The following is an 18,932-nucleotide window of genomic DNA, read 5'->3' on the forward strand; positions in this document are numbered from 1 at the left end:
TATATTTACTCACAATAAGAAACAACGGCTTTTGATACCGTTGTTTTTTTTACTTCACAAGAATGGAAAAGCTAGGTCAGGTAAAAAGCAGAAAGCTCTACGTTTCTAGTTTTTCACGAAACGTAGAGTTTTTCTCATGAAGTCACCTTTTGAAAAAAATTCTTTCCCTTAAAATGAATCCTTCCTCTTACGAAACAAATAGCATATAAAATAGAGAACATATAGCAAATCTAGTAAAAATAGACAAGCAAGTAACCCAAATTGTCACCACGACTCAACTTTTACAGCTAAAAATATGATGGAAAGCGGCTGTATTGTAAAAATAAACTTGGAAATCTTTTCAAATTTTTCTTTTGTAAACATTTTTTGTACCCCATGTCTTGTCCAACTATGGTTGACAAGAAGTCTGTTTTTACTTTTCAGTATACAATTTTATAATTTGCTGATCTATATCCATAGAAAAGATATAGGGTCTATTCATTTGGAAAAACCTGCCATCAATCGGAGGAGTGATGCGGCAATCCAAACAATCTATAAACTCCGAAATATCGCTTCTTAATTTAGATACTGTTTTCCTGGACATACCATTTGCAATCTGTTCGAATACCAATTCTTGAATGGTACTTACTAAAAATGTTTTTGATAGATAAATCAAATTCTCGTTCTGCAACCATATTCCCATCAGACCAATTTTATAAATTACATACTTCAAACGGATAAAATAGCCTACTCCTTCCTCATACTGATGCCGAACAAGCCGAGCTAAAACATCAGCCATTGCTTCAACTTGTATCTTTCTATCCTTCTTCAATAAATGTAAATTACACAGATTTTCCAACACCATTAAAAGAAGCCGATTACTCGTATCGTCACCTTTATTGGCAAAATATGAATAAAAATGTTCCGGAGAATGTATCTTTAAATAGGATTTTGACAGTAGGATTTCTTCAAATTCTTCACTCCCCTCCAGAAGCCGATTACCAATCCATCCTTGTTCTTTCCCCAAAAATGAACTGGTTAATAACAAGACATACAAAGAAAGGTAAGACACTGGTGCAAGTCCGATAGATTTTGGTAGGAGATAATATACTACTAGAAAAGCAAGAACCACACTTACTTCTCTTGATATTTGCATTTTCCTTAACTTTTTTCCTAAGACTTGCCATGTGGTCCCTGAATAATAATCCTGCTCAAGGTTTACATACAGAACATCCATTATCATTTCTGGAAAGTAGAGGAGATTCAACGGTTGAAATTTCCATTGGCCATCATAAGAAAAAGGATAGAGGATAAAATAACGAATATAGCATACATTACTCAGTTTGATATAAGTGATTTGTATAAAGAATGATAAGAGGTAAAGAGTGTACACAATCAGGAGTGCAAGAAATACTCCCTTAAAAGTTCCGATAGAATTTGCTAACGGGACATAAAATAAAAAGATAAAAAAGAAATACTGAATCAATAAGATTAATTTAAAAAAACGTTCCATAAACTTCTAATAAAAGACCCTATTATGCCATAAATGATGAACTGCTGCAGCAGCGCCCAAGCCAGCCAAACCAATAATAATTGGATTTCCTGTTAGAGCTGATAGCTTGGTGATAACTCCTGGAAAATAAGCCATAGCTGTCCAATATCCCCATTTTGCCATAGTAATTGTAGATGGGAGACCAGCTGCAATACGATTGGCCATACTTAGACCTGTCTTATGAATCAAACCTTGAATATTTTTAATAAGGTTTTGAGGACTTCCCCCATCAAGGTACATCATTTCCTCTTCTTCAAGAGCGACATAGTTATTTGGTAATACAAGTTCCATGAGTTTTTCTCCTTTATTTTTACGTGGTTAGAAAGGATTTTCTAACAAGGTATAGACAACTGTTTATCATTCTCCAGCTCAACAACAGAGCACCCTTTCTCCACTCTGGTTGGAGTTACCTGCCCCTATACCTCCCCATCTTGTAAGCCTTAAATATCTTTATGATCTCACTCTATCAGACTTATCAGTTCTGAAACCAAACCCAGTCCCCACGAAACTTTAGCTTTCTTAATTCCTGAAAATACTAAATCTGCATCTGCTAACAAGATAGCTTCAGCAGGATGACCTCTCAAGAAATTCACTATTTCATTAAAATATTTTTGAGCAACCAGTACATTCTTTATCCTATTTTTTTGTAGCAAAAAGAAAAGTATATTTAGTTGTTCATACTCTCTCAGTTTTCGAATCTTTTCCAAAGGAAATAATTCCTCACTATTTTTGTACAGTGTTGCATAACAAAGAATGATATTATAATCATACTCTTTTGGATGTATGTCCCATAGCCCATCCCCATCTCTTCCTTCTGCTACATCTGCTAAAATAGCACATTTAGAATAATAAGCATCCAGACCTGATTTTGCATAATAACCATTCGCAACCAAAATACTTACGCCCCATGCTAAAAGCGTCAACAAATAGTAGCTTTTCAGTAGGAAAAATATCCCCCAAAGTACAACCCAGAATGAAAAAAAGATTGTAAAATACAAAGTGAAAAAAGCTCTACGCTTTTGAGAAGGAATGAGGAAGAAAATCGGTGGCATAAATCCAAAAAAACCTTCAGTAATGCGACAAAACTTCTCTTTTCCGTTAAAATACAATTTAGGATAAAGATAGTAGGCGATACATTTTAAACTTAAAAATTTACCAGCGATCCATTTACAGACAAATTGATAGCTCTGTGCTAAGAAAAGACCAGCAGGAGCACTTATAAGAAAGATTATTACTTTATGAAATAATTCAAAAATTGTCCTAGCTGTCATGAGAAACGGACATAAAGTAGCAAACACTAAGATAGCAAACAGCAAATAAATAGAAATTTTTCTCATAATTCCCCCTTTTTTCAAACTGCTCTTCCTTACAAACACAAGGAAGAGCAGTTGAAGCCTAGTAGAACAATCTTACATTATATAATGTCAGACCTACTGCACCAACTATCCCTACTCCTAGCAAGCCAGCAACCGCAATCACCTTTCCGGAAAGCATACCAACCTTAGCTAAAAGAATGGTCTTGTTTGCCCAAACAGCCTTACCCGCAGACGATAACAGCCCCACTTCGCGCATGGCAAACCGTAACCCCTCTGAACGCTTGGAAAGTCCTTCAATGTTCCTTCTAAAATTATTCCAATCTCCCCCATCAAGGTACATCATTTCCTCTTCTTCAAGAGCGACATAGTTATTTGGTAATACAAGTTCCATGAGTTTTTCTCCTTTATTTTTACGTGGTTAGAAAGGATTTCCGTAACATTCTCTTACAACAGATTCGTTAGTGTTATCTGAATCGCTATTCAAATGGCAAAAATAGATATTCTCACAAGAATTTAACCGTTATCCACGGAATCAAAGTAATTAACATACTAGAAATGATTGGGATAACTTGGGTGCTAAGCGTCAAAAAATAAATTAAACGGAAACTCTTTAACTCTGCCAGGCTGATACTGCCGATAGACTTGATATACCTAAGTGAAGCGTTAGAAGCACGGATTTCGATATACATTTTTAGGAACAAAACAATCAGCAATAACAGAATATCCATACGTACAGCCATAGTAAAAAAATAATCCATATTTTCTAATAGTACTCTCGAAAGAACCAAGATTTTCAACATAGGACTAACAAAGTACAAGATGGCAAATGAAATAGATTGAATGATTAGTACTCGTTTTCTATCCAGTGAGTGATATAGCTCATGTATGAATGCAAACGTGCCATAGAAAGAAAATTCATGGTCCTTTACGAAGATAACCTCATTTAAAATGGGTCTATATAAAAATTCTTTCCCTTCCTCCATAGTGGATAGAGGGTTAATGGATTCTTTCAGGTCTAAATAAGTCCTATCAGCACCAAAATAAATTTTTGAGTACATTAAAACCCTTTTATATATCAATTGATGAGCGACAGTTAGTAACAAAATTAAAAGAAATAAGGAAAACGGAAATAAAAGAATAGTCATAGGCACTCCTTAATTACCATCGCTTCTAAGCTCAGTCTACAAATCAATCTCCATCTTGGAGTATTTATAACTTCTTATAATAAACTTATCAGTTCCAAGTCTTTCCCACTCCTCACGAAACATTGGCTTTCCTAAGTTTCATTGATTCATAACATGTAAAATAAAAGCATTGATAATATAAGGTAAATGATAAACTGAAAAAAATAGCTGAGTAGGGCATGAAAGGAGATGCGTCCTACTAGGTTTGTTTGGTCTATATAATTATTATTCTTTAAGAAAGAAATGGCTTCATTGGACGCGTATGATTCGATAATAAGTGTAAAAATCAAGCAAACCAGAAGCATAATCATATCAATAGTCACCAACAACCTCAAAACCGGATAAGATGTTCCAAACCATATTGAATATAAGGTTACAACCTTCAGTAGCGTTGATAAAAGATAGGTATAAACAGATACAACTGTTTGTACTTTTAACACCCTATTCCTATCTTTAAAATGATAAAGTTCATGTAAAAAAGCCAGTGCATCTACTAAAGCATTCGTTTTTAGATTTTTTACTCCTATCGTGTTTGTCAATGGACGAAACCAGAAGGAATCTGAATAAACAATTAGAGGTTTATCCAATCCTTCTGTCTCACAAAATTGTTGGAAAATGATGTCCAAATCGTTACTTATTCTTATTTTTTTTCGACTGTATCTATTTAAACAATTTTTATTTACCCAAATAAACACAAGAGTTATGATAAGAAAAGTAAGAAGAATAACATTCATCAACGCTGCATCATTACTTAATAATTTCATTACCAGAATTTATAATGTTTGCCTGTTAAATATACAGCTGTAGCTACAACTGCTATTGCTCCACCTGGGTTAAGCCATGCTGATATTACTAAAGCATTGATAGTGTTCGCAACCCAACCTCCAGCCAATCGTATTGCTGCGCCAACCAGACTGTGTTTTACACCATGCCCAACAATAGCTCCGACAGCTCCAGCAACTACAGCGATAGCAGCATCTCTAATCCAATCTCCCCCATCAAGGCAGGTTCCTATTTTCTAAGAAGGAACTGGTATATTGGATTTTTCATATTCTTTCTGTCGTAAAAAGGGAACCACGAAATTTGAAAATAGTGAGAGACTGATAAACCACCATATCTCTTTGAAAATCAATAATAAAACCAGCAAAACAAGCACTAGCATAAATTCTATGATTAGTAATTTCTTTAAGTAACCAAGCAATTGTTTATCTGCAAAATATAGCTTGATCAGCAAATCAGCTCTGATAATTCTAAAAAGAATATTTAAAAACGCTAATGCAATTATAATATAGGATAAGCCATTCCTATAAAACAATAGAGGCAAAAATACTGTTGTATAGCTCAAATAATTGATCAATTTAAAATAGTCACTGGTATCTAGCTTTGAATGGAATTGTTCCACCCGTTGATATTCTTTTAAGAAATCACCATGGTCTCTGAGAGTTAGAAACAATACGATTTGAATACCACCAATTAGACAACTACCTAGCAGAATAATCTGCTTGTTTATCGTAATCAGGCTAATGTTTAGAGATACTAGTATTAGCACTATCGAATTGACAGAGAGCATACTTCTTATCAAAATATTTTTTATCCTAAATAACGGCAGATTGAATAAAATATAAATCAGTGTTAAAAGCGAAAGAATGACAGAGAGAACATCGGTGAAAGAGGAAGATTGGTTCAGTATCAGCAGGATGATAAACAAGATTATTGTCGGGCAATATTTGATACTATTCATATTTTTCATCTCACCGTTGCAGATATAAAGCCGTCCCATGGATAGGGATTTCCAGTAATATCACAACCTCTATTTATTGCACCATAACCAATACAATAAGCAACTCTAGATATAGCGCCCGCCAAAACACCTGCTGCCGCTCCAACTAGCCAACCTCCCAAGCCTCCAACCTTAATAAAATTGGTTAATTTTTTTGCTACAACTGCCGTAGCAGCCAATGCTATAAACGTTCCTGGACTCATAGCCAAAGCTGCACAAATAAGCTGACAGTCTTTTCGGGAAAAATATACTCCCCCATCAAGATACATCATTTCCTCTTCTTCAAGAGCGACATAGTTGTTTGGTAATACAAGTTCCATGAGTTTTCTCCTTTATTTTAGTGTGGTTAGAAAGGATTTTCTAACAAGATCGTGACAACTTAGTTTATATCTTCGTAGCTGCCTAGATAGGACAGTCTTGCTAAGGTTTATAAAAAATTTTTATTAAAAATAACGATCCCAATATTACAATCACTCCACTTAAAAAAAAATGTAATTCCATTCCCCTATATTTTTCAATATAGGGAATGACATACATGCTAAGCAATACAAGTATTACTCCAGCAAGAGCTAGGATAATTAATAGTGTATTTGCCATCTTAATCATATAATATCACACCATTCATTATTGGGATGTCTATCCCCTGAATCCCAAAGTTTCGCCAACATTCCACCGACACTCAGGCCTCCAGTTTCTAAGATAAAACCAACAACTATTCCAGATATTCTATTGGCAGCTTGGACGCCCAAAAAATTTATCAAGGCTCCTTTTAACCGTCTAGTAAATGTTTGTCGACCAACAGCTTTTATCGCAGCTTTAAATAAAGCAAATCCTCCTCCACCACCCATAAAATATGCAATTACAGTGTTAACTGCGGAATTGACACCAAAAGCTACAACGCTGTTATGTATAGATAATCCCCCATCAAGGTACATCATTTCCTCTTCTTCAAGAGCGACATAGTTATTTGGTAATACAAGTTCCATGAGTTTTTCTCCTTTATTTTTATGTGGTTAGAAATGATTTTCTGAAAAGGTATAGACAACTGTTTATCATTCTCCAGCTCAACAACAGAGCAGCCTTTCTCCACTCTGGTTGGATTTATCTTGCATAGAGTGTTAAAACCTTCATTATTTGAAACTCAACAGTTCCAATATCCAATCAAGATAGGTCTCTTGATTGTAGACAATACGCGCCTCTACTGGCATATCTTTTTGCAATACAATGACCTCTTTTCCTTTCTTCAAGGTCAAACTTTCTAGCTCAATAACGACCTTATAAAGACTGATATTGCCATTCTTTGTTTCTCTAGTGACAGTCCCTGAATATACATGTATTCACTTGTCTATCTTAGGAGTTTTACTAACTTGAGTAGTGACTCACAATATCGGTTATGATTTAAATATATCAATAAAAAATTGAATTTCAGATATAGCAAGTGATAACGATAATTGTTGTTGACCATTTAAAGCACTATAGATTCCCTTCTTAACTAATAAAAAGTTTGGCTTATCATCTATGAGTTGACTCAGCATATTCTTGTATCTTATATTCCAACAACTCCTATATAAATATAGATTTAACTTGATAACGTCTAACATACCATATAACCCCATCTGATACATCCTATCATCTAGACGTTTATCTTCTATCTCTTCAACTTTTCGGCACTCTTCCTCAGATAAATATTCTTTTATCAAACTAATATAAGATAGGGCAATAAATGGAAGTTCTGATGTTGATTTTAGTTGCCATATTGCTTTGTAATCTTCAACCGAAAAACGACTATTAGTCTTACTTTCCAAGATTGTCAACACCTGGGATTTCAGTAGTAATAATTGTTGATGCTCAACTTCGTATAGTTTTTGTATAATTGCAATTACCATGGAAAACGGAACTACTGGCAACCACAAGGGATTACGATAAATACTATTAAAGATAAAATAGTAGCCTATCAACGATAGGAAATACAACAAATAGTAAATAATAAAGAATGATTGGTAAGATTTATCTCCTTTATATCGGATCCCAATGGAAGGAGTAAATCCTATAATTTGATTAAAAAAGGCTCTGATATATACACCCGACCCCAATTTAGCAACTACACCAAGATGAAAATAAACGAGTTGTATCTTGCAAAAAATAGCAGAAGCGAACAAAAGAGTTGTATGTAAAAGCTGAGAAATAATGTAATATATGGGTGTAACAAAAATAAATGTGATAATCGCTTTAAGAGGGTCACTAGTTAAATTCATGTGGATAAATGCTGGAGCAACACAGAAAAAACTAGACACCAAAACCAGTAAAAACATTATCAAAGTCTTATTCTTTTTCATAGATTATCCCCTTCATACGACTCAAAAAATATACAGTGAATGTACCTATTGCTCAACAACTGGGCATTTCAGATACATTCACTTTTTAAAGTTTCACACTAATAGAATAGTCTCATTTGCCATAATGCTGCACCTGCACCATATGAAGCACCTCCAACCGCAATTGTCAACTTGATAATCGCAGCAATTGAAATTGGTTCTCCCCCATCAAAGTTATACTAGTTATGATTAAACACAAAAATACAACTATAATAGCTAGTATTTTAATATTCTTTATCATGTTTGGTAACTATTTTAAGCACGAATGTTGAAATTTGTTACTAACTAATGTAAGTCACTTCTTTATCAAAAACCATATTAACACTAAAATACCTATCCCTAAAAAAAATGAAATGTTTGATAACAAATCTGACAGACTTTTATCTTTTACGTTTGGAAATACATACTGCCCTAACAATACTAAGACTATACCAAAAACTAAAAAGAAAAATTTTATATAAAAAGCTTTATTATCCATAAAATTAAATATCACACCATCCATTATTTCTATTTTTATCTCTGCTATCCCACCATCTAGCTGCAAAATCTCCGATACTCCAGCCACCAAATCCCGTTACTAATCCAATTATAGTACCAGCCATTCGATTCGCTAACTGAATAGCTATAAATCTTCCTAAATGATGGGCAAAAGTTTGGGTGATTCTTCTTGCACCTAAAGAACTAATAAGCCCTTTCAGTACAGCTAACCCACCACCTCCTCCTGTAAGTGCTGCAATTGTTCCATTTATCCCAGCATTAATTCCAAATGCTACCACTGAGTTAGGAACAGCCAAATTCCATCCCCCATCAAGATACATCACAACACTCAGGAACTAGTATCTTCTCCACTATTAACTAACTTCTCCTTTTACGAAAGGAATAAGTAAGAAAATAAATAACGTATAACAAATCTAATAAAAATAAACAAGAGAATAGTCCAAAAGACCACCACGATTCCACTCTTATAAAAAAATACAAGATAGAAATAGGTTGTATTGCAAAAATTAACTTAGAAACCTTTTCAAATTTTTCTTTTGTAAACATTTTATTTTTACCTTATTTCTTATCTTAACTATAGTTAACAAAAAAATCTATTTCTACCCTTTATTGTTTGAAACTGCATTCATTTATAGCATATGGAACAGAAGCATTGACAATATAAGGTAAATGATAAACTGAAAAAAATAGCTGAGTAGGGCATGAAAGGAGATGCGTCCTACTAGGTTTGTTTGGTCTATATAATTATTATTCTTTAAGAAAGAAATGGCTTCATTGGACGCGTATGATTCGATAATAAGTGTAAAAATCAAGCAAACCAGAAGCATAATCATATCAATAGTCACCAACAACCTCAAAACCGGATAAGATGTTCCAAACCATATTGAATATAAGGTTACAACCTTCAGTAGCGTTGATAAAAGATAGGTATAAACAGATACAACTGTTTGTACTTTTAACACCCTATTCCTATCTTTAAAATGATAAAGTTCATGTAAAAAAGCCAGTGCATCTACTAAAGCATTCGTTTTTAGATTTTTTACTCCTATCGTGTTTGTCAATGGACGAAACCAGAAGGAATCTGAATAAACAATTAGAGGTTTATCCAATCCTTCTGTCTCACAAAATTGTTGGAAAATGATGTCCAAATCGTTACTTATTCTTATTTTTTTTCGACTGTATCTATTTAAACAATTTTTATTTACCCAAATAAACACAAGAGTTATGATAAGAAAAGTAAGAAGAATAACATTCATCAACGCTGCATCATTACTTAATAATTTCATTACCAGAATTTATAATGTTTGCCTGTTAAATATACAGCTGTAGCTACAACTGCTATTGCTCCACCTGGGTTAAGCCATGCTGATATTACTAAAGCATTGATAGTGTTCGCAACCCAACCTCCAGCCAATCGAATTGCTGCGCCAACTAGACTGTGTTTTACACCATGCCCAACAATAGCTCCTCCTGCAGCAAAACTATCTGCAATCCATCCCTCACCATTAAGATACATCATTTCCTCTTCTTCAAGAGCGATATAGTTGTTTGGTAGTACAAGTTCCATGAGTTTTCTCCTTTATTGGTTAGAATGATCCGTTAACAAGGTGTAGATACTTGTCTATCTTAGGGATCTATTAAGAACCTGTATTTACAATATTATAAAGCTCTTAAAATCCGACTAATTTGTGATAGTTTTACAAAAGCGACTTCTGATGACACTAATTTTTCAAGAGCCTTGGCTAGCCTTCGATAGGGGCAATCAGGCGAAAGTCCGCTCCACTACCCAACGTTTTGGGATGATTTGCCAGCTTCCTTTTATTTTTTCAGAAATATCTACTGGGCACCGAAACTCCTCAACCATCCTTTCTTCAAAACTTTTCCGGTAACCAGCATCGGCTGAAAAAGCCTTGATTGTTGGAAATCGTGCCATCACTTGACACGCAACTAAAATCCCTGATTTGGTGTCATGAAGATTAGCTGCATGAACCACAACATCGAGAAGATTACCCATGGTATCAACAACAATGTGGCGCTTTCTCCCTTTGACTTTTTTTCCGCTATCAATGCCACGTTCCTCTGTAGCATCCGTTGTCTTAACGCTTTGAGAATCAATGATAGCATAGGTTGGAGAGATAGCTCTACCAGCTTTTAGTCGCTTTTTTTAACAAGCTCTGCCAAAATGGTATCCCAAAGCCCACTTTCCTTGGCACGACGAAAGAAGCTCCACACAGTTGGATATGGAGAAAAATCATGGGGGAGCATGCGCCATTGACAATAGGGTTCTAGCTTAGCCCATTCTTTATCAGTTAAATCAGTATCATATGCTTTTCGTTTCATAGTTTTAGTTTAACATTTTTTGTGAATACAGGTTCTAACTTAAATACTGTTCACTATTTTTTCTCTACAAATACAGAATTATTTTTATAACATCTAGAAGACTCCTCACAAAATTGGTTACAAAATCTAACTAGAAATACATCCAGTCAATCCTCTTTATCACAAGTTGATAATTCCATATATGAAACCAGAGAGAAGCTGTGATAGAGCATAGAAAATAAATAGACATATAGATATAGAACACCATATTTTAAAACGGAACAACTAGCGACTAACAAATTATGAACGACAGGTACATAAAATAACAGACAATATAATGTACGAATAAGAAATTGTAACTCATCTCGCAAGGAATCTAGAATGGATTTTTTGGTCCAGTTATCAAATAGGAGAAACATTCCTGTAATAAAACCAGACAGGATGATAAAATGCAGCCCTGTCTGAATCAAAATGACAGACAGCACATTAACCACTATTACAGACAGATAGCTAAATACGATATAGGACATCTTCTTATGTTTAGAATACGATAATTTTCCAAACTCATATTTCTCTCTGTTTAAATAATGACTCCTATTTTTACTACAAAGTAAATCAGACAAAAACACTCCACCCAGTACAAGAAGTCGAACATCATAGCCAGTGTGTACGGTACCTACCATCACTAACCAATAGACCAGCTCAACAATCATAAAAATCATTCCCACCTTGTCTGATTTTATCAATGCCTTGCACATAAACATTTGTTCCAGTACAAATAAGGACTCAAAAATAAACAAAGAAAGGATCCCAAACTGAATCAGCAAAAACAAGAAAGGAACTTTATCTGACAAAAGAATTGAACATACTATAATGATTCTAAGCCAATTGTTTCTACCTGATAACATTAAATGCTCCCCTTTTTACCTAATATTAATATCCACCCAGTAAGGAATTCCATTTCGAGTGTAGGCTAAGTCCACGCCTATCCCCTTCCTCTCAATCAAAGCTCTAGCAATTGTAAAAGCAGCTCCTCCACCTATTACGGATGATACTAATCCAGAAATCCCCGCTACAACTGGACCTCCTATACTACCAATTTTCATGCCAAATATAGCTGCTTTGGCAGTTATTAGAGCACCAACTTTATACAAGCCAAGTCCAATTAAAAAACTTCCCAACGGGTTAATTCCTGCAGAGATAGCGAACGCCTTCAATGTCCCGTACGAGATATAAAATCCCCCATCAAGGTACATCATTTCCTCTTCTTCAAGAGCGACATAGTTATTTGGTAATACAAGTTCCATGAGTTTTTCTCCTTTATTCTAGTGTGGTTAGAAATGATTTTCTAACAAGGTATAGACAACTGTTTATCATTCTCCAGCTCAACAACAGAGCAACCTTTCTCCACTCTAGTTGGATTTGTCTTGCAGAGAGTACTAAAACCTTTATTATTTGAAACTCAATAGTTCCAATATCCAATCAAGATAGGTCTCTTGATTGTAGACAATACGCGCCTCTACTGGCATATCTTTTTGCAATACAATGACTTCTTTTCCTTTCTTCAAGGTCAAACTTTCTAGCTCGATAACGACCTTATAAAGACTGATATTGCCATTCTTTGTTTCTCTAGTAACAGTCCCTGAATCTATCTGTCGAACTGTGCCTTTCAGGGTTCCATATTTCTGACTATTGACACCTGTAATAGCTACATCTACCTTAGCACCTTTGAAAACTCTGGAAATATCCGTTGCCAGAACAAAAGCTTCTATGTAAGCTTCCTTATTATCTCCAGCAATCTCGGCAATGGTTTGGTGTTGCTGAACGGACATCCCCTGCTTAAACGGTGTCACATAGTGCAAGGTTCCGCCACTAGGAGCCAATACGGTATACCCCTTATCCTGTCCCGTAGTAACTCCAAGATTTGCTTCCAATTCTGTTATGCTCTTGTTATTAGCTGCTCGAGCTGTTCCCAACTCGCTAATCAATTGGGCATAGGTCGTATAGGCTTGAGAAGTCGGATTATGATACGAACGCTCCATATCCTTTATGTTGGACCGTAAACTATCAATCTCCGTTACTTTTCCTTGAATAGATGATTTTGTTGTTTCGATCTTCGTTTTAACTTCTGAAATGCGTGTTTTCAACTTCTCTATCTGGGTGGTATTGATCGGCGTTTCCGTGGATGAAGAACTCGTTTCCGCATCAGTCGGATTCGTTACAACCACTTCCGAAGAAGGCTGTTCCGATAGACCTGCCAATTCTGCTTCCAGATTCGTTAACTCTAGCTGCAAGCTACTCAACTCTGTATCAAGTTGGCTCTTCTCATCGGTAAGTCTATTCAGTTTGGCATATTCATCCTGCAACTTAGCGTATTGAGTTCCATCATTATAGTTTTCTGATTTGAGTTGCGACAAATAGTACTCAACTTTCCCATAGTACTCTTGCTCTTCACCTGAGTTCACCATATAGTTAGCTTTCCCATTCAAAGACTGCTCATACTTCTGGAAAATAGCTTCCTTAGATTTCAGCTTTTCTAACTGTTTTTTTAATGACTCAGTTTGAAGTCCCTCTTGTCCGCTGGACAAGGAGAGTATAACCTCACCAGCCTTCACACTGTCTCCTTCATTCTTATGTAAGGTGACAATCTTACCATTACTGACAGCTGTTATATACTCCGTCCCTCTTATCACTGAGCTACCTGTAGCCTTGACAATATAATGTTTAGGAAGGTAAGCAGCCACGACAAAGGAAAGCAACAAAACAATCAAGGTACTGAAAATAAGGATGAAAGCATAGGCTGGAGGACGTTTATCAAAGAAGATTCTGGAATAACGTAATTCTGATTTATTGTATAATTTCATAGGCTCACAATCGGTCTAAAAATATCAACTGTCATCATCTCCCCAGTTGTATTAACATATACGGTATAGGAAGTTCCATCTGTTTCAAGATCATTTTCATAAAAGTGCAAATCTAGCTTAGAATAAGCAAATTGCAGATACTCTGGACGATCTTCAAAGCGGACATAGACACAATGCGGGCAGATAACTTCTTCATAGACAGTATAAAACGTATCATACTGACGAAAATCATGGGCTTGAACATACAAATCATAATCGACAGTAATCGTTCCATCTTCGTGAATCATGGTTCCACTATTTTTCACAATGAAAGGCCCAAACATCTGAACATTTAGTAACTTTAAGTGTTGATAGAACTTATCAATCTCCTGCTCCAACTTTTCAACTTGAAGACTCTTTAACTGTTTACAGATTACTTTTTTCAAGACTAATTTCTTGTTTTCTAAGACTTCTAACTTACTCATAACTAACCTCCACCGACTGAGTAGCAATTCGTTTACTTTCGTGTCTGTAGGAATCAATCGTCTGCAATTGAACCATTTTGGCATAGCGACCGCCTAGCTTCATTAGCTCATCATGGGTACCATATTCCACAATGTTTCCATTTTCTAAAAAGCAGATTGTATCGCAACGCAAAATAGTTGACAGGCGATGGGCGACAATGATGGTTGTCTTGTCGATAATTTTATCAAATATCAAATTTTGAATTATCCGCTCACTAAAGGAATCCAAGTTTGAGGTAGCTTCATCAAAAATATATAATTCTGCCTTGCTAAGAAGAGCCCGTGCAATGGCCAAACGCTGTTTTTCTCCTCCAGAGAAGTTCTGTCCACCTTCCTCAACGAAAGAACCATACCGATTTTGCAGTTTTTGGATAGTATCATGAATACCAACAATCCGACACACCCGTATCATGTCCTCATAGCTAGCATCTGGATTACCGATTTTCAGATTATCAATGATGGTACCTGAGAACAACTCTACATTTTGAGGAATGTAGGCAATTTTTTGCCGCAGCTCCCCATAGTCCAAATCACTCAAGTCATGATTACCAAACTTTATCTGACCTTGATTGGGTTGGATAAAGCGAAGCAGTAATCTGACAAGCGTACTCTTTCCAGCTCCGCTCTCGCCAACAAAGGCAATCTTCTCACCTTGTTTGATTACCAAACTAAAATTTCTAATAATAGGTGGTCTAGAACCATAGGAAAAAGTAACATCTCGGAAAGAAATATCTTCTAACAAGGAAAAATCATGGATGCTATAGTCTAGCTGACTGTCCTCACGCTCTACTTCCATCAACTCCTGAAGACGACTAACGGCTACCTGAACTTCTTGGAAGGTTAGCTGCAATCGAACCAAATTCTGAACAGGTTCTGTAAAGTACTGACTCAGTGTCTGAAACACCAACAGATCGCCTATAGTCATTTTATTATCAATGATAAATAAGGCACCTATTCCCATGAAAATTAAGCTTCCAAGAGTTCCTGCTATAGAGGAAATGGTAGATTGAACATTCTGCAATACTCCCTCTTTGTAGCCAATCTCTAGTGTATGAACAAAGTTCTCTTCTAGTTTATCCAAGCGTTGTCTCTCGTCATATTGAGCCTTAATAGTATCAATATTTCGTATAGACTCTATCAACTGGGAATTAAGCATTGAGTTAGCTTCCATCTGCTCCTTATTGATTTTTTTGTAGGGCTTTTTAAAACAGTAAATCAAGATAACATTGACTACTACCATAACTACCAAGATAAGAAACAGAGAAGAATTTAGATTCCATAAGACAAGAGCACTGATAGCTGATAGGCTAATGTCCATTACAAGTGAGATAGAGACCGATGTAAAGACATTTTTGATGGTCATGGCATCCTGAAACCGTGTTAAAACATCTCCAACTCTTCGGCTTCCAAAAAAACTATAGGGGAGATGGATAATATGGTCGTAATAACCCATAAGAACCGGGATATCTATTTTCCGAGACAAGAAGAGCAAGATATGTTGCCTAAAAGCGGACAAGAGGCTTTGTAGCAGAGAAACCACTCCAAAAACAAGTAAGAATAGATAGAGGCTATTCTTTAAACCGAAGGGAATAATCTCATCCATAATAACCTTGGAAAAGAGACTGGATAAAATACCGATGATACTTAACAAAAAAGAGGCAAGAATCACTGTACCAACCAAACCTTTTTGAGCTAGTATCAGGGCAGAAAATAAATCAAATAAGCCCTTACCTTTTACACTTCCTCTCTCAAAATGGCTATTTGGCACCATAAAGATAGCAATCCCTTGATAAATAGAATCCAAATCTTCTAAAGACCATTGTTCAAGTCCCTTGGCTGGATCCGCAATTAAATAGGAACCATTCTTTTTTATCTTATGTAAGACAACAAAATGATTTTGTCCCTGCTTATTTCTAACTTGTAAAATAGCTGGAAAACTTACACCATCTGTCAAATCATCAAGTGATACTCGGATAGCCTTAACTGTAAAGTTTAGCTTTTCCAATCCCGATACTATCCCATGAACAGTCGTACCATACATATCTGTCCCAATTATTTCGCGGATTTTCATGATGGACATCTCTTTTTTGTAGGTCAATAATACCGTAGAAACTACTGCTGCCGCACAGTCCGATTGATCGTGCTGATGCGTACAGACATATTTTTTGAACATAAACAAACTCCATCTTACTTATTTTATATGAGTACGAATAGTATCACTGCCTATCCTAGAAAATATAAAAATATGAGGCAAGCGAGATACGGATACTACTAATCTTTTCTTCCGTCTTGAAAGCTCTTTCATTCATATAAATTATACTATTCTGATTATGCTTTGTCAAGATTATAGTCATTTTTTGTTTATATATATTTTTTGACATTGTGTAAACTATGAAAGTTGCCTTACATCAAGTTATAGACTAAAGAAAAAGTTCATTTTGGATAGGAACTTCAATCTTTTTCTTTACAGTTAAAAACAAAAAAACTCCCAGAAACGTCAAATAATAACGTTTCTGAGAGTTGATTCATGAAATTCCCAAAGTTAACAAACTTTCAGGAAGTTACATTTCGCAAACTCATTTTACGATAAGTCATTCCGAATAATTTTCTTTTAAGTGCTTTTCTACCTTCAACGCTAACTTGCTGATGCCAGCCGTCGAGTAGAGTATTTGTGACATTTCATAATATCTTTTTACAATATCCTTATCCGCAAACTCTTCTGTTACATTGCCCAAATCGCGATAAAAAGCAGCAAATAAATCAATTGGATAAAGTTCCTTGGCCTCTTCCAAACAGTCTGCCGCTACCTCAATCCCTTTTTCGATCTGATTCGTCAACCAGAGATAGCGACTGTAATTGCTTTTTATACTGAAATAGTAGGTCATATCTTCTGAAGTTTCCAGTCTATCACTGTCTATTTTATCCATTATTTCAGCATATAAACGTTCGACTTCTTGATGCTTGTTAGTCCTTATCAAGATTGCTAGCAAACTATCGTACAGGTACAGATAACCTTTCCAATTTACTCCGACCCGTTTCAGAAGTTTCTTATGCTTTTCAAGAGATTCTTCATACTTACCTTCTCGCTCTTCTACGAGAATCGCTTCTAACCATTCCATATAGATTTGATCCGGAAATGTTAGACGAGAACTGTTCATCTTTTCCTTTTCATAGAGGAAAGCAATGGTTTCAAAATCTTTTTTCTTCAAGTAATCCTTGGTTATTTTTCGAAACTGTTTTAAATCAGATACGATTTCTCGCTCATTCTCATCAAAAAAATACTCCATATGCACCTGCATTTTTTTAGCTAGAAAATAGAGCAAGTCAGAACCAGGCATATAAGCTCCCTTCTCCATGCGACTGATCTGTCCTTGATCACAAAGACCTTCTGCCAATTCTTTTTGGGACCAGCCTAATTCTTTTCTTCTTAATTTCAATCTTGTTGCTAATAGTGACTTCATATTTTTTCTCCGAATTTTATTATATAAACATTATAGCAAGTTCGTCTCAATCATTCAAATGTTAAAAGATTTTAGGAAAAAAATCTCCAATTTGATTTCTATGCCATTAGAAAATAATATATCATTGCATAACTAAAGAAAGCGAACAAAGTGGGAAAGTTTATCAAACCAAATTCCCTTCTGTTCGCTTTTTGTTTTTTATATTCAACTTTTATCTCAGGCATAAAATCCTATTTTTCATCAAAGATATTCCCTAGCTCAACATCAACTCGGTTTTCTTTGACATTGATATCAGTCACCGCTAGCAAAGATTTGTAGTTAGCTACACTGCGGTCACCTTTTTGATTTTCTGCAAAGACTGCCACACCGACCAAGGTAGAATCAAACTCTGATAAGAGGCTGATCATACCGTTAATCGTACCACCATTTTTCAAAAAGTCATCAACGATAAGGACTCGACTACCTGCCTTCAAACTCCGTTTGGACAAAAACATCTTCTCAATCCGATCGCTAGATCCCGACACATAATTGACAGAAACTGTCGAACCTTCGGTGATTTTCAAATCACGACGTACAATAACAAAGGGCACGTTGAGAACGTTAGCAACTGCATTAGCCAGCGGAACTCCCTTGGTCGCAACAGTCATAACAGCATCAATCTTCTCATCTTTGAAAGCATCTGCAATAATACGACCAACATTTCTCAAAATATACGGTGTTGACAGAAGGTCAGACGAATAAATATAGCCTCCTGGTAAAATACGATTACTCTCAGCAATTCGCTCGCGAAGGGCTTGAGCAATTTCAATGGATTCCGTCTTAGAGATTGATGGTGTAAATACAACACCACCACTAGCTCCTGTGATAGTCTCAATCTCTCCTATAGAGCTTTCTTCAAATGCCTTCTTAATGATTGCAATATCTTCTGAAATTGAAGATTTAGCTGATTTATACTTTTCAGCAAAGGTATTTAGACTAGTCAATTCATAAGGGTGGTTGATGAGGTAATTGGAAATGACAACCATTCGCTCACTTCTTCTTAATTTCATAAAATTATCCTCTTTCACTTTTTTCTATTATATCACAAAAAAATAAAAAGCG

General features: G+C 35.5%; 20 protein-coding genes. All 20 read right to left on the reverse strand.

Annotation, left to right across the window (positions count from 1 at the left end; translation table 11 throughout):
- Positions 1-412 precede the first annotated feature (412 nt).
- The 20 genes from SR187_RS08800 to purR all read right to left on the reverse strand — a co-directional run bounded on the left by SR187_RS08800 (position 413) and on the right by purR (position 18,880).
- Positions 413-1,135 (reverse strand): hypothetical protein, encoded by a 723-nt coding sequence (locus SR187_RS08800; RefSeq protein ID WP_145981837.1) that lies wholly within the window; start codon positions 1,133-1,135, stop codon positions 413-415.
- A 363-nt stretch (positions 1,136-1,498) separates the two neighbouring features.
- Positions 1,499-1,822, reverse strand: a complete 324-nt coding sequence (locus tag SR187_RS08805) for a hypothetical protein (RefSeq protein WP_120172287.1) — start codon at positions 1,820-1,822, stop codon at positions 1,499-1,501.
- Positions 1,823-1,989: 167 nt separating this feature from the next.
- The gene (locus SR187_RS08810; RefSeq protein ID WP_145981838.1) at positions 1,990-2,868 is read right to left on the reverse strand and encodes a hypothetical protein; all 879 of its coding nucleotides are present in this window, start codon (positions 2,866-2,868) and stop codon (positions 1,990-1,992) included.
- Between the two features lie 58 nt (positions 2,869-2,926).
- Positions 2,927-3,238 carry a hypothetical protein gene (locus tag SR187_RS08815; RefSeq protein ID WP_120172291.1) on the reverse strand — a complete coding sequence of 104 codons (312 nt, stop codon included), beginning with the start codon at positions 3,236-3,238 and terminating at the stop codon, positions 2,927-2,929.
- 112 nt (positions 3,239-3,350) lie between these two features.
- A complete protein-coding gene (locus SR187_RS08820) occupies positions 3,351-3,905 on the reverse strand; it encodes a hypothetical protein (protein WP_142379110.1) in 555 nt (184 codons plus the stop codon).
- A 233-nt stretch (positions 3,906-4,138) separates the two neighbouring features.
- Entirely contained in the window at positions 4,139-4,795 is a 657-nt protein-coding gene (locus SR187_RS08825) for a hypothetical protein (RefSeq protein ID WP_145981839.1), read from the reverse strand.
- Positions 4,796-5,777: 982 nt separating this feature from the next.
- Entirely contained in the window at positions 5,778-6,131 is a 354-nt protein-coding gene (locus SR187_RS08835) for an argininosuccinate lyase (protein ID WP_120172296.1), read from the reverse strand.
- A gap of 282 nt (positions 6,132-6,413) precedes the next feature.
- Positions 6,414-6,797, reverse strand: coding sequence for a hypothetical protein (locus SR187_RS08845; protein ID WP_120172298.1), 384 nt, complete (start codon positions 6,795-6,797; stop codon positions 6,414-6,416).
- A gap of 405 nt (positions 6,798-7,202) precedes the next feature.
- Positions 7,203-8,147, reverse strand: a complete 945-nt coding sequence (locus SR187_RS08855) for a hypothetical protein (protein WP_227986034.1) — start codon at positions 8,145-8,147, stop codon at positions 7,203-7,205.
- Between the two features lie 521 nt (positions 8,148-8,668).
- Positions 8,669-8,980, reverse strand: coding sequence for a hypothetical protein (locus SR187_RS08865; RefSeq protein WP_227985553.1), 312 nt, complete (start codon positions 8,978-8,980; stop codon positions 8,669-8,671).
- 989 nt (positions 8,981-9,969) lie between these two features.
- Complete coding sequence (locus SR187_RS08875) at positions 9,970-10,251, reverse strand: hypothetical protein (protein ID WP_120172302.1); 282 nt, start codon at positions 10,249-10,251, stop codon at positions 9,970-9,972.
- A gap of 195 nt (positions 10,252-10,446) precedes the next feature.
- Entirely contained in the window at positions 10,447-10,821 is a 375-nt protein-coding gene (locus SR187_RS09980) for a transposase (RefSeq protein WP_197714147.1), read from the reverse strand.
- 14 nt (positions 10,822-10,835) lie between these two features.
- On the reverse strand, positions 10,836-11,024 hold the full coding sequence (locus SR187_RS09985; RefSeq protein ID WP_024533107.1) for a transposase: 189 nt from the start codon (positions 11,022-11,024) through the stop codon (positions 10,836-10,838).
- A gap of 146 nt (positions 11,025-11,170) precedes the next feature.
- Entirely contained in the window at positions 11,171-11,761 is a 591-nt protein-coding gene (locus tag SR187_RS08885; protein ID WP_142379100.1) for a hypothetical protein, read from the reverse strand.
- Positions 11,762-11,926: 165 nt separating this feature from the next.
- Positions 11,927-12,310, reverse strand: a complete 384-nt coding sequence (locus tag SR187_RS08890) for a hypothetical protein (protein WP_024533109.1) — start codon at positions 12,308-12,310, stop codon at positions 11,927-11,929.
- A 144-nt stretch (positions 12,311-12,454) separates the two neighbouring features.
- On the reverse strand, positions 12,455-13,867 hold the full coding sequence (locus tag SR187_RS08895) for an HlyD family efflux transporter periplasmic adaptor subunit (protein ID WP_120172304.1): 1,413 nt from the start codon (positions 13,865-13,867) through the stop codon (positions 12,455-12,457).
- A complete protein-coding gene (locus tag SR187_RS08900; protein WP_120172305.1) occupies positions 13,864-14,331 on the reverse strand; it encodes an AraC family transcriptional regulator in 468 nt (155 codons plus the stop codon). Before SR187_RS08900 ends, SR187_RS08895 begins: the two co-directional genes overlap by 4 nt.
- Positions 14,324-16,543 (reverse strand): peptidase domain-containing ABC transporter, encoded by a 2,220-nt coding sequence (locus SR187_RS08905; RefSeq protein WP_120172307.1) that lies wholly within the window; start codon positions 16,541-16,543, stop codon positions 14,324-14,326. Before SR187_RS08905 ends, SR187_RS08900 begins: the two co-directional genes overlap by 8 nt.
- 418 nt (positions 16,544-16,961) lie before the next feature.
- Positions 16,962-17,831 carry a helix-turn-helix domain-containing protein gene (locus SR187_RS08910; RefSeq protein WP_120172308.1) on the reverse strand — a complete coding sequence of 290 codons (870 nt, stop codon included), beginning with the start codon at positions 17,829-17,831 and terminating at the stop codon, positions 16,962-16,964.
- A gap of 230 nt (positions 17,832-18,061) precedes the next feature.
- Positions 18,062-18,880 carry a pur operon repressor gene (purR, locus tag SR187_RS08915; RefSeq protein ID WP_024532035.1) on the reverse strand — a complete coding sequence of 273 codons (819 nt, stop codon included), beginning with the start codon at positions 18,878-18,880 and terminating at the stop codon, positions 18,062-18,064.
- Between the last annotated feature and the right edge of the window lie 52 nt (positions 18,881-18,932).

The sequence above is a fragment of the Streptococcus ruminantium genome, from assembly GCF_003609975.1.
GTDB lineage: Bacteria > Bacillota > Bacilli > Lactobacillales > Streptococcaceae > Streptococcus > Streptococcus ruminantium.

Coding starts and splice junctions, on each gene's coding strand:
- SR187_RS08825 (WP_145981839.1), bottom strand. CDS start 4,795: ATGAAATTATTAAGTAATGATGCAGCGTTGATGAATGTTATTCTTCTT.
- SR187_RS08820 (WP_142379110.1), bottom strand. CDS start 3,905: ATGTACTCAAAAATTTATTTTGGTGCTGATAGGACTTATTTAGACCTG.
- SR187_RS08905 (WP_120172307.1), bottom strand. CDS start 16,543: ATGTTCAAAAAATATGTCTGTACGCATCAGCACGATCAATCGGACTGT.
- SR187_RS08805 (WP_120172287.1), bottom strand. CDS start 1,822: ATGGAACTTGTATTACCAAATAACTATGTCGCTCTTGAAGAAGAGGAA.
- SR187_RS08900 (WP_120172305.1), bottom strand. CDS start 14,331: ATGAGTAAGTTAGAAGTCTTAGAAAACAAGAAATTAGTCTTGAAAAAA.
- SR187_RS08875 (WP_120172302.1), bottom strand. CDS start 10,251: ATGGAACTTGTACTACCAAACAACTATATCGCTCTTGAAGAAGAGGAA.
- SR187_RS08815 (WP_120172291.1), bottom strand. CDS start 3,238: ATGGAACTTGTATTACCAAATAACTATGTCGCTCTTGAAGAAGAGGAA.
- SR187_RS08810 (WP_145981838.1), bottom strand. CDS start 2,868: ATGAGAAAAATTTCTATTTATTTGCTGTTTGCTATCTTAGTGTTTGCT.
- SR187_RS08885 (WP_142379100.1), bottom strand. CDS start 11,761: ATGTGCAAGGCATTGATAAAATCAGACAAGGTGGGAATGATTTTTATG.
- SR187_RS09985 (WP_024533107.1), bottom strand. CDS start 11,024: ATGAAACGAAAAGCATATGATACTGATTTAACTGATAAAGAATGGGCT.
- SR187_RS08895 (WP_120172304.1), bottom strand. CDS start 13,867: ATGAAATTATACAATAAATCAGAATTACGTTATTCCAGAATCTTCTTT.
- SR187_RS08845 (WP_120172298.1), bottom strand. CDS start 6,797: ATGGAACTTGTATTACCAAATAACTATGTCGCTCTTGAAGAAGAGGAA.
- SR187_RS08800 (WP_145981837.1), bottom strand. CDS start 1,135: ATGCAAATATCAAGAGAAGTAAGTGTGGTTCTTGCTTTTCTAGTAGTA.
- SR187_RS08855 (WP_227986034.1), bottom strand. CDS start 8,147: ATGAAAAAGAATAAGACTTTGATAATGTTTTTACTGGTTTTGGTGTCT.
- SR187_RS08910 (WP_120172308.1), bottom strand. CDS start 17,831: ATGAAGTCACTATTAGCAACAAGATTGAAATTAAGAAGAAAAGAATTA.
- purR (WP_024532035.1), bottom strand. CDS start 18,880: ATGAAATTAAGAAGAAGTGAGCGAATGGTTGTCATTTCCAATTACCTC.
- SR187_RS08890 (WP_024533109.1), bottom strand. CDS start 12,310: ATGGAACTTGTATTACCAAATAACTATGTCGCTCTTGAAGAAGAGGAA.
- SR187_RS08835 (WP_120172296.1), bottom strand. CDS start 6,131: ATGGAACTTGTATTACCAAACAACTATGTCGCTCTTGAAGAAGAGGAA.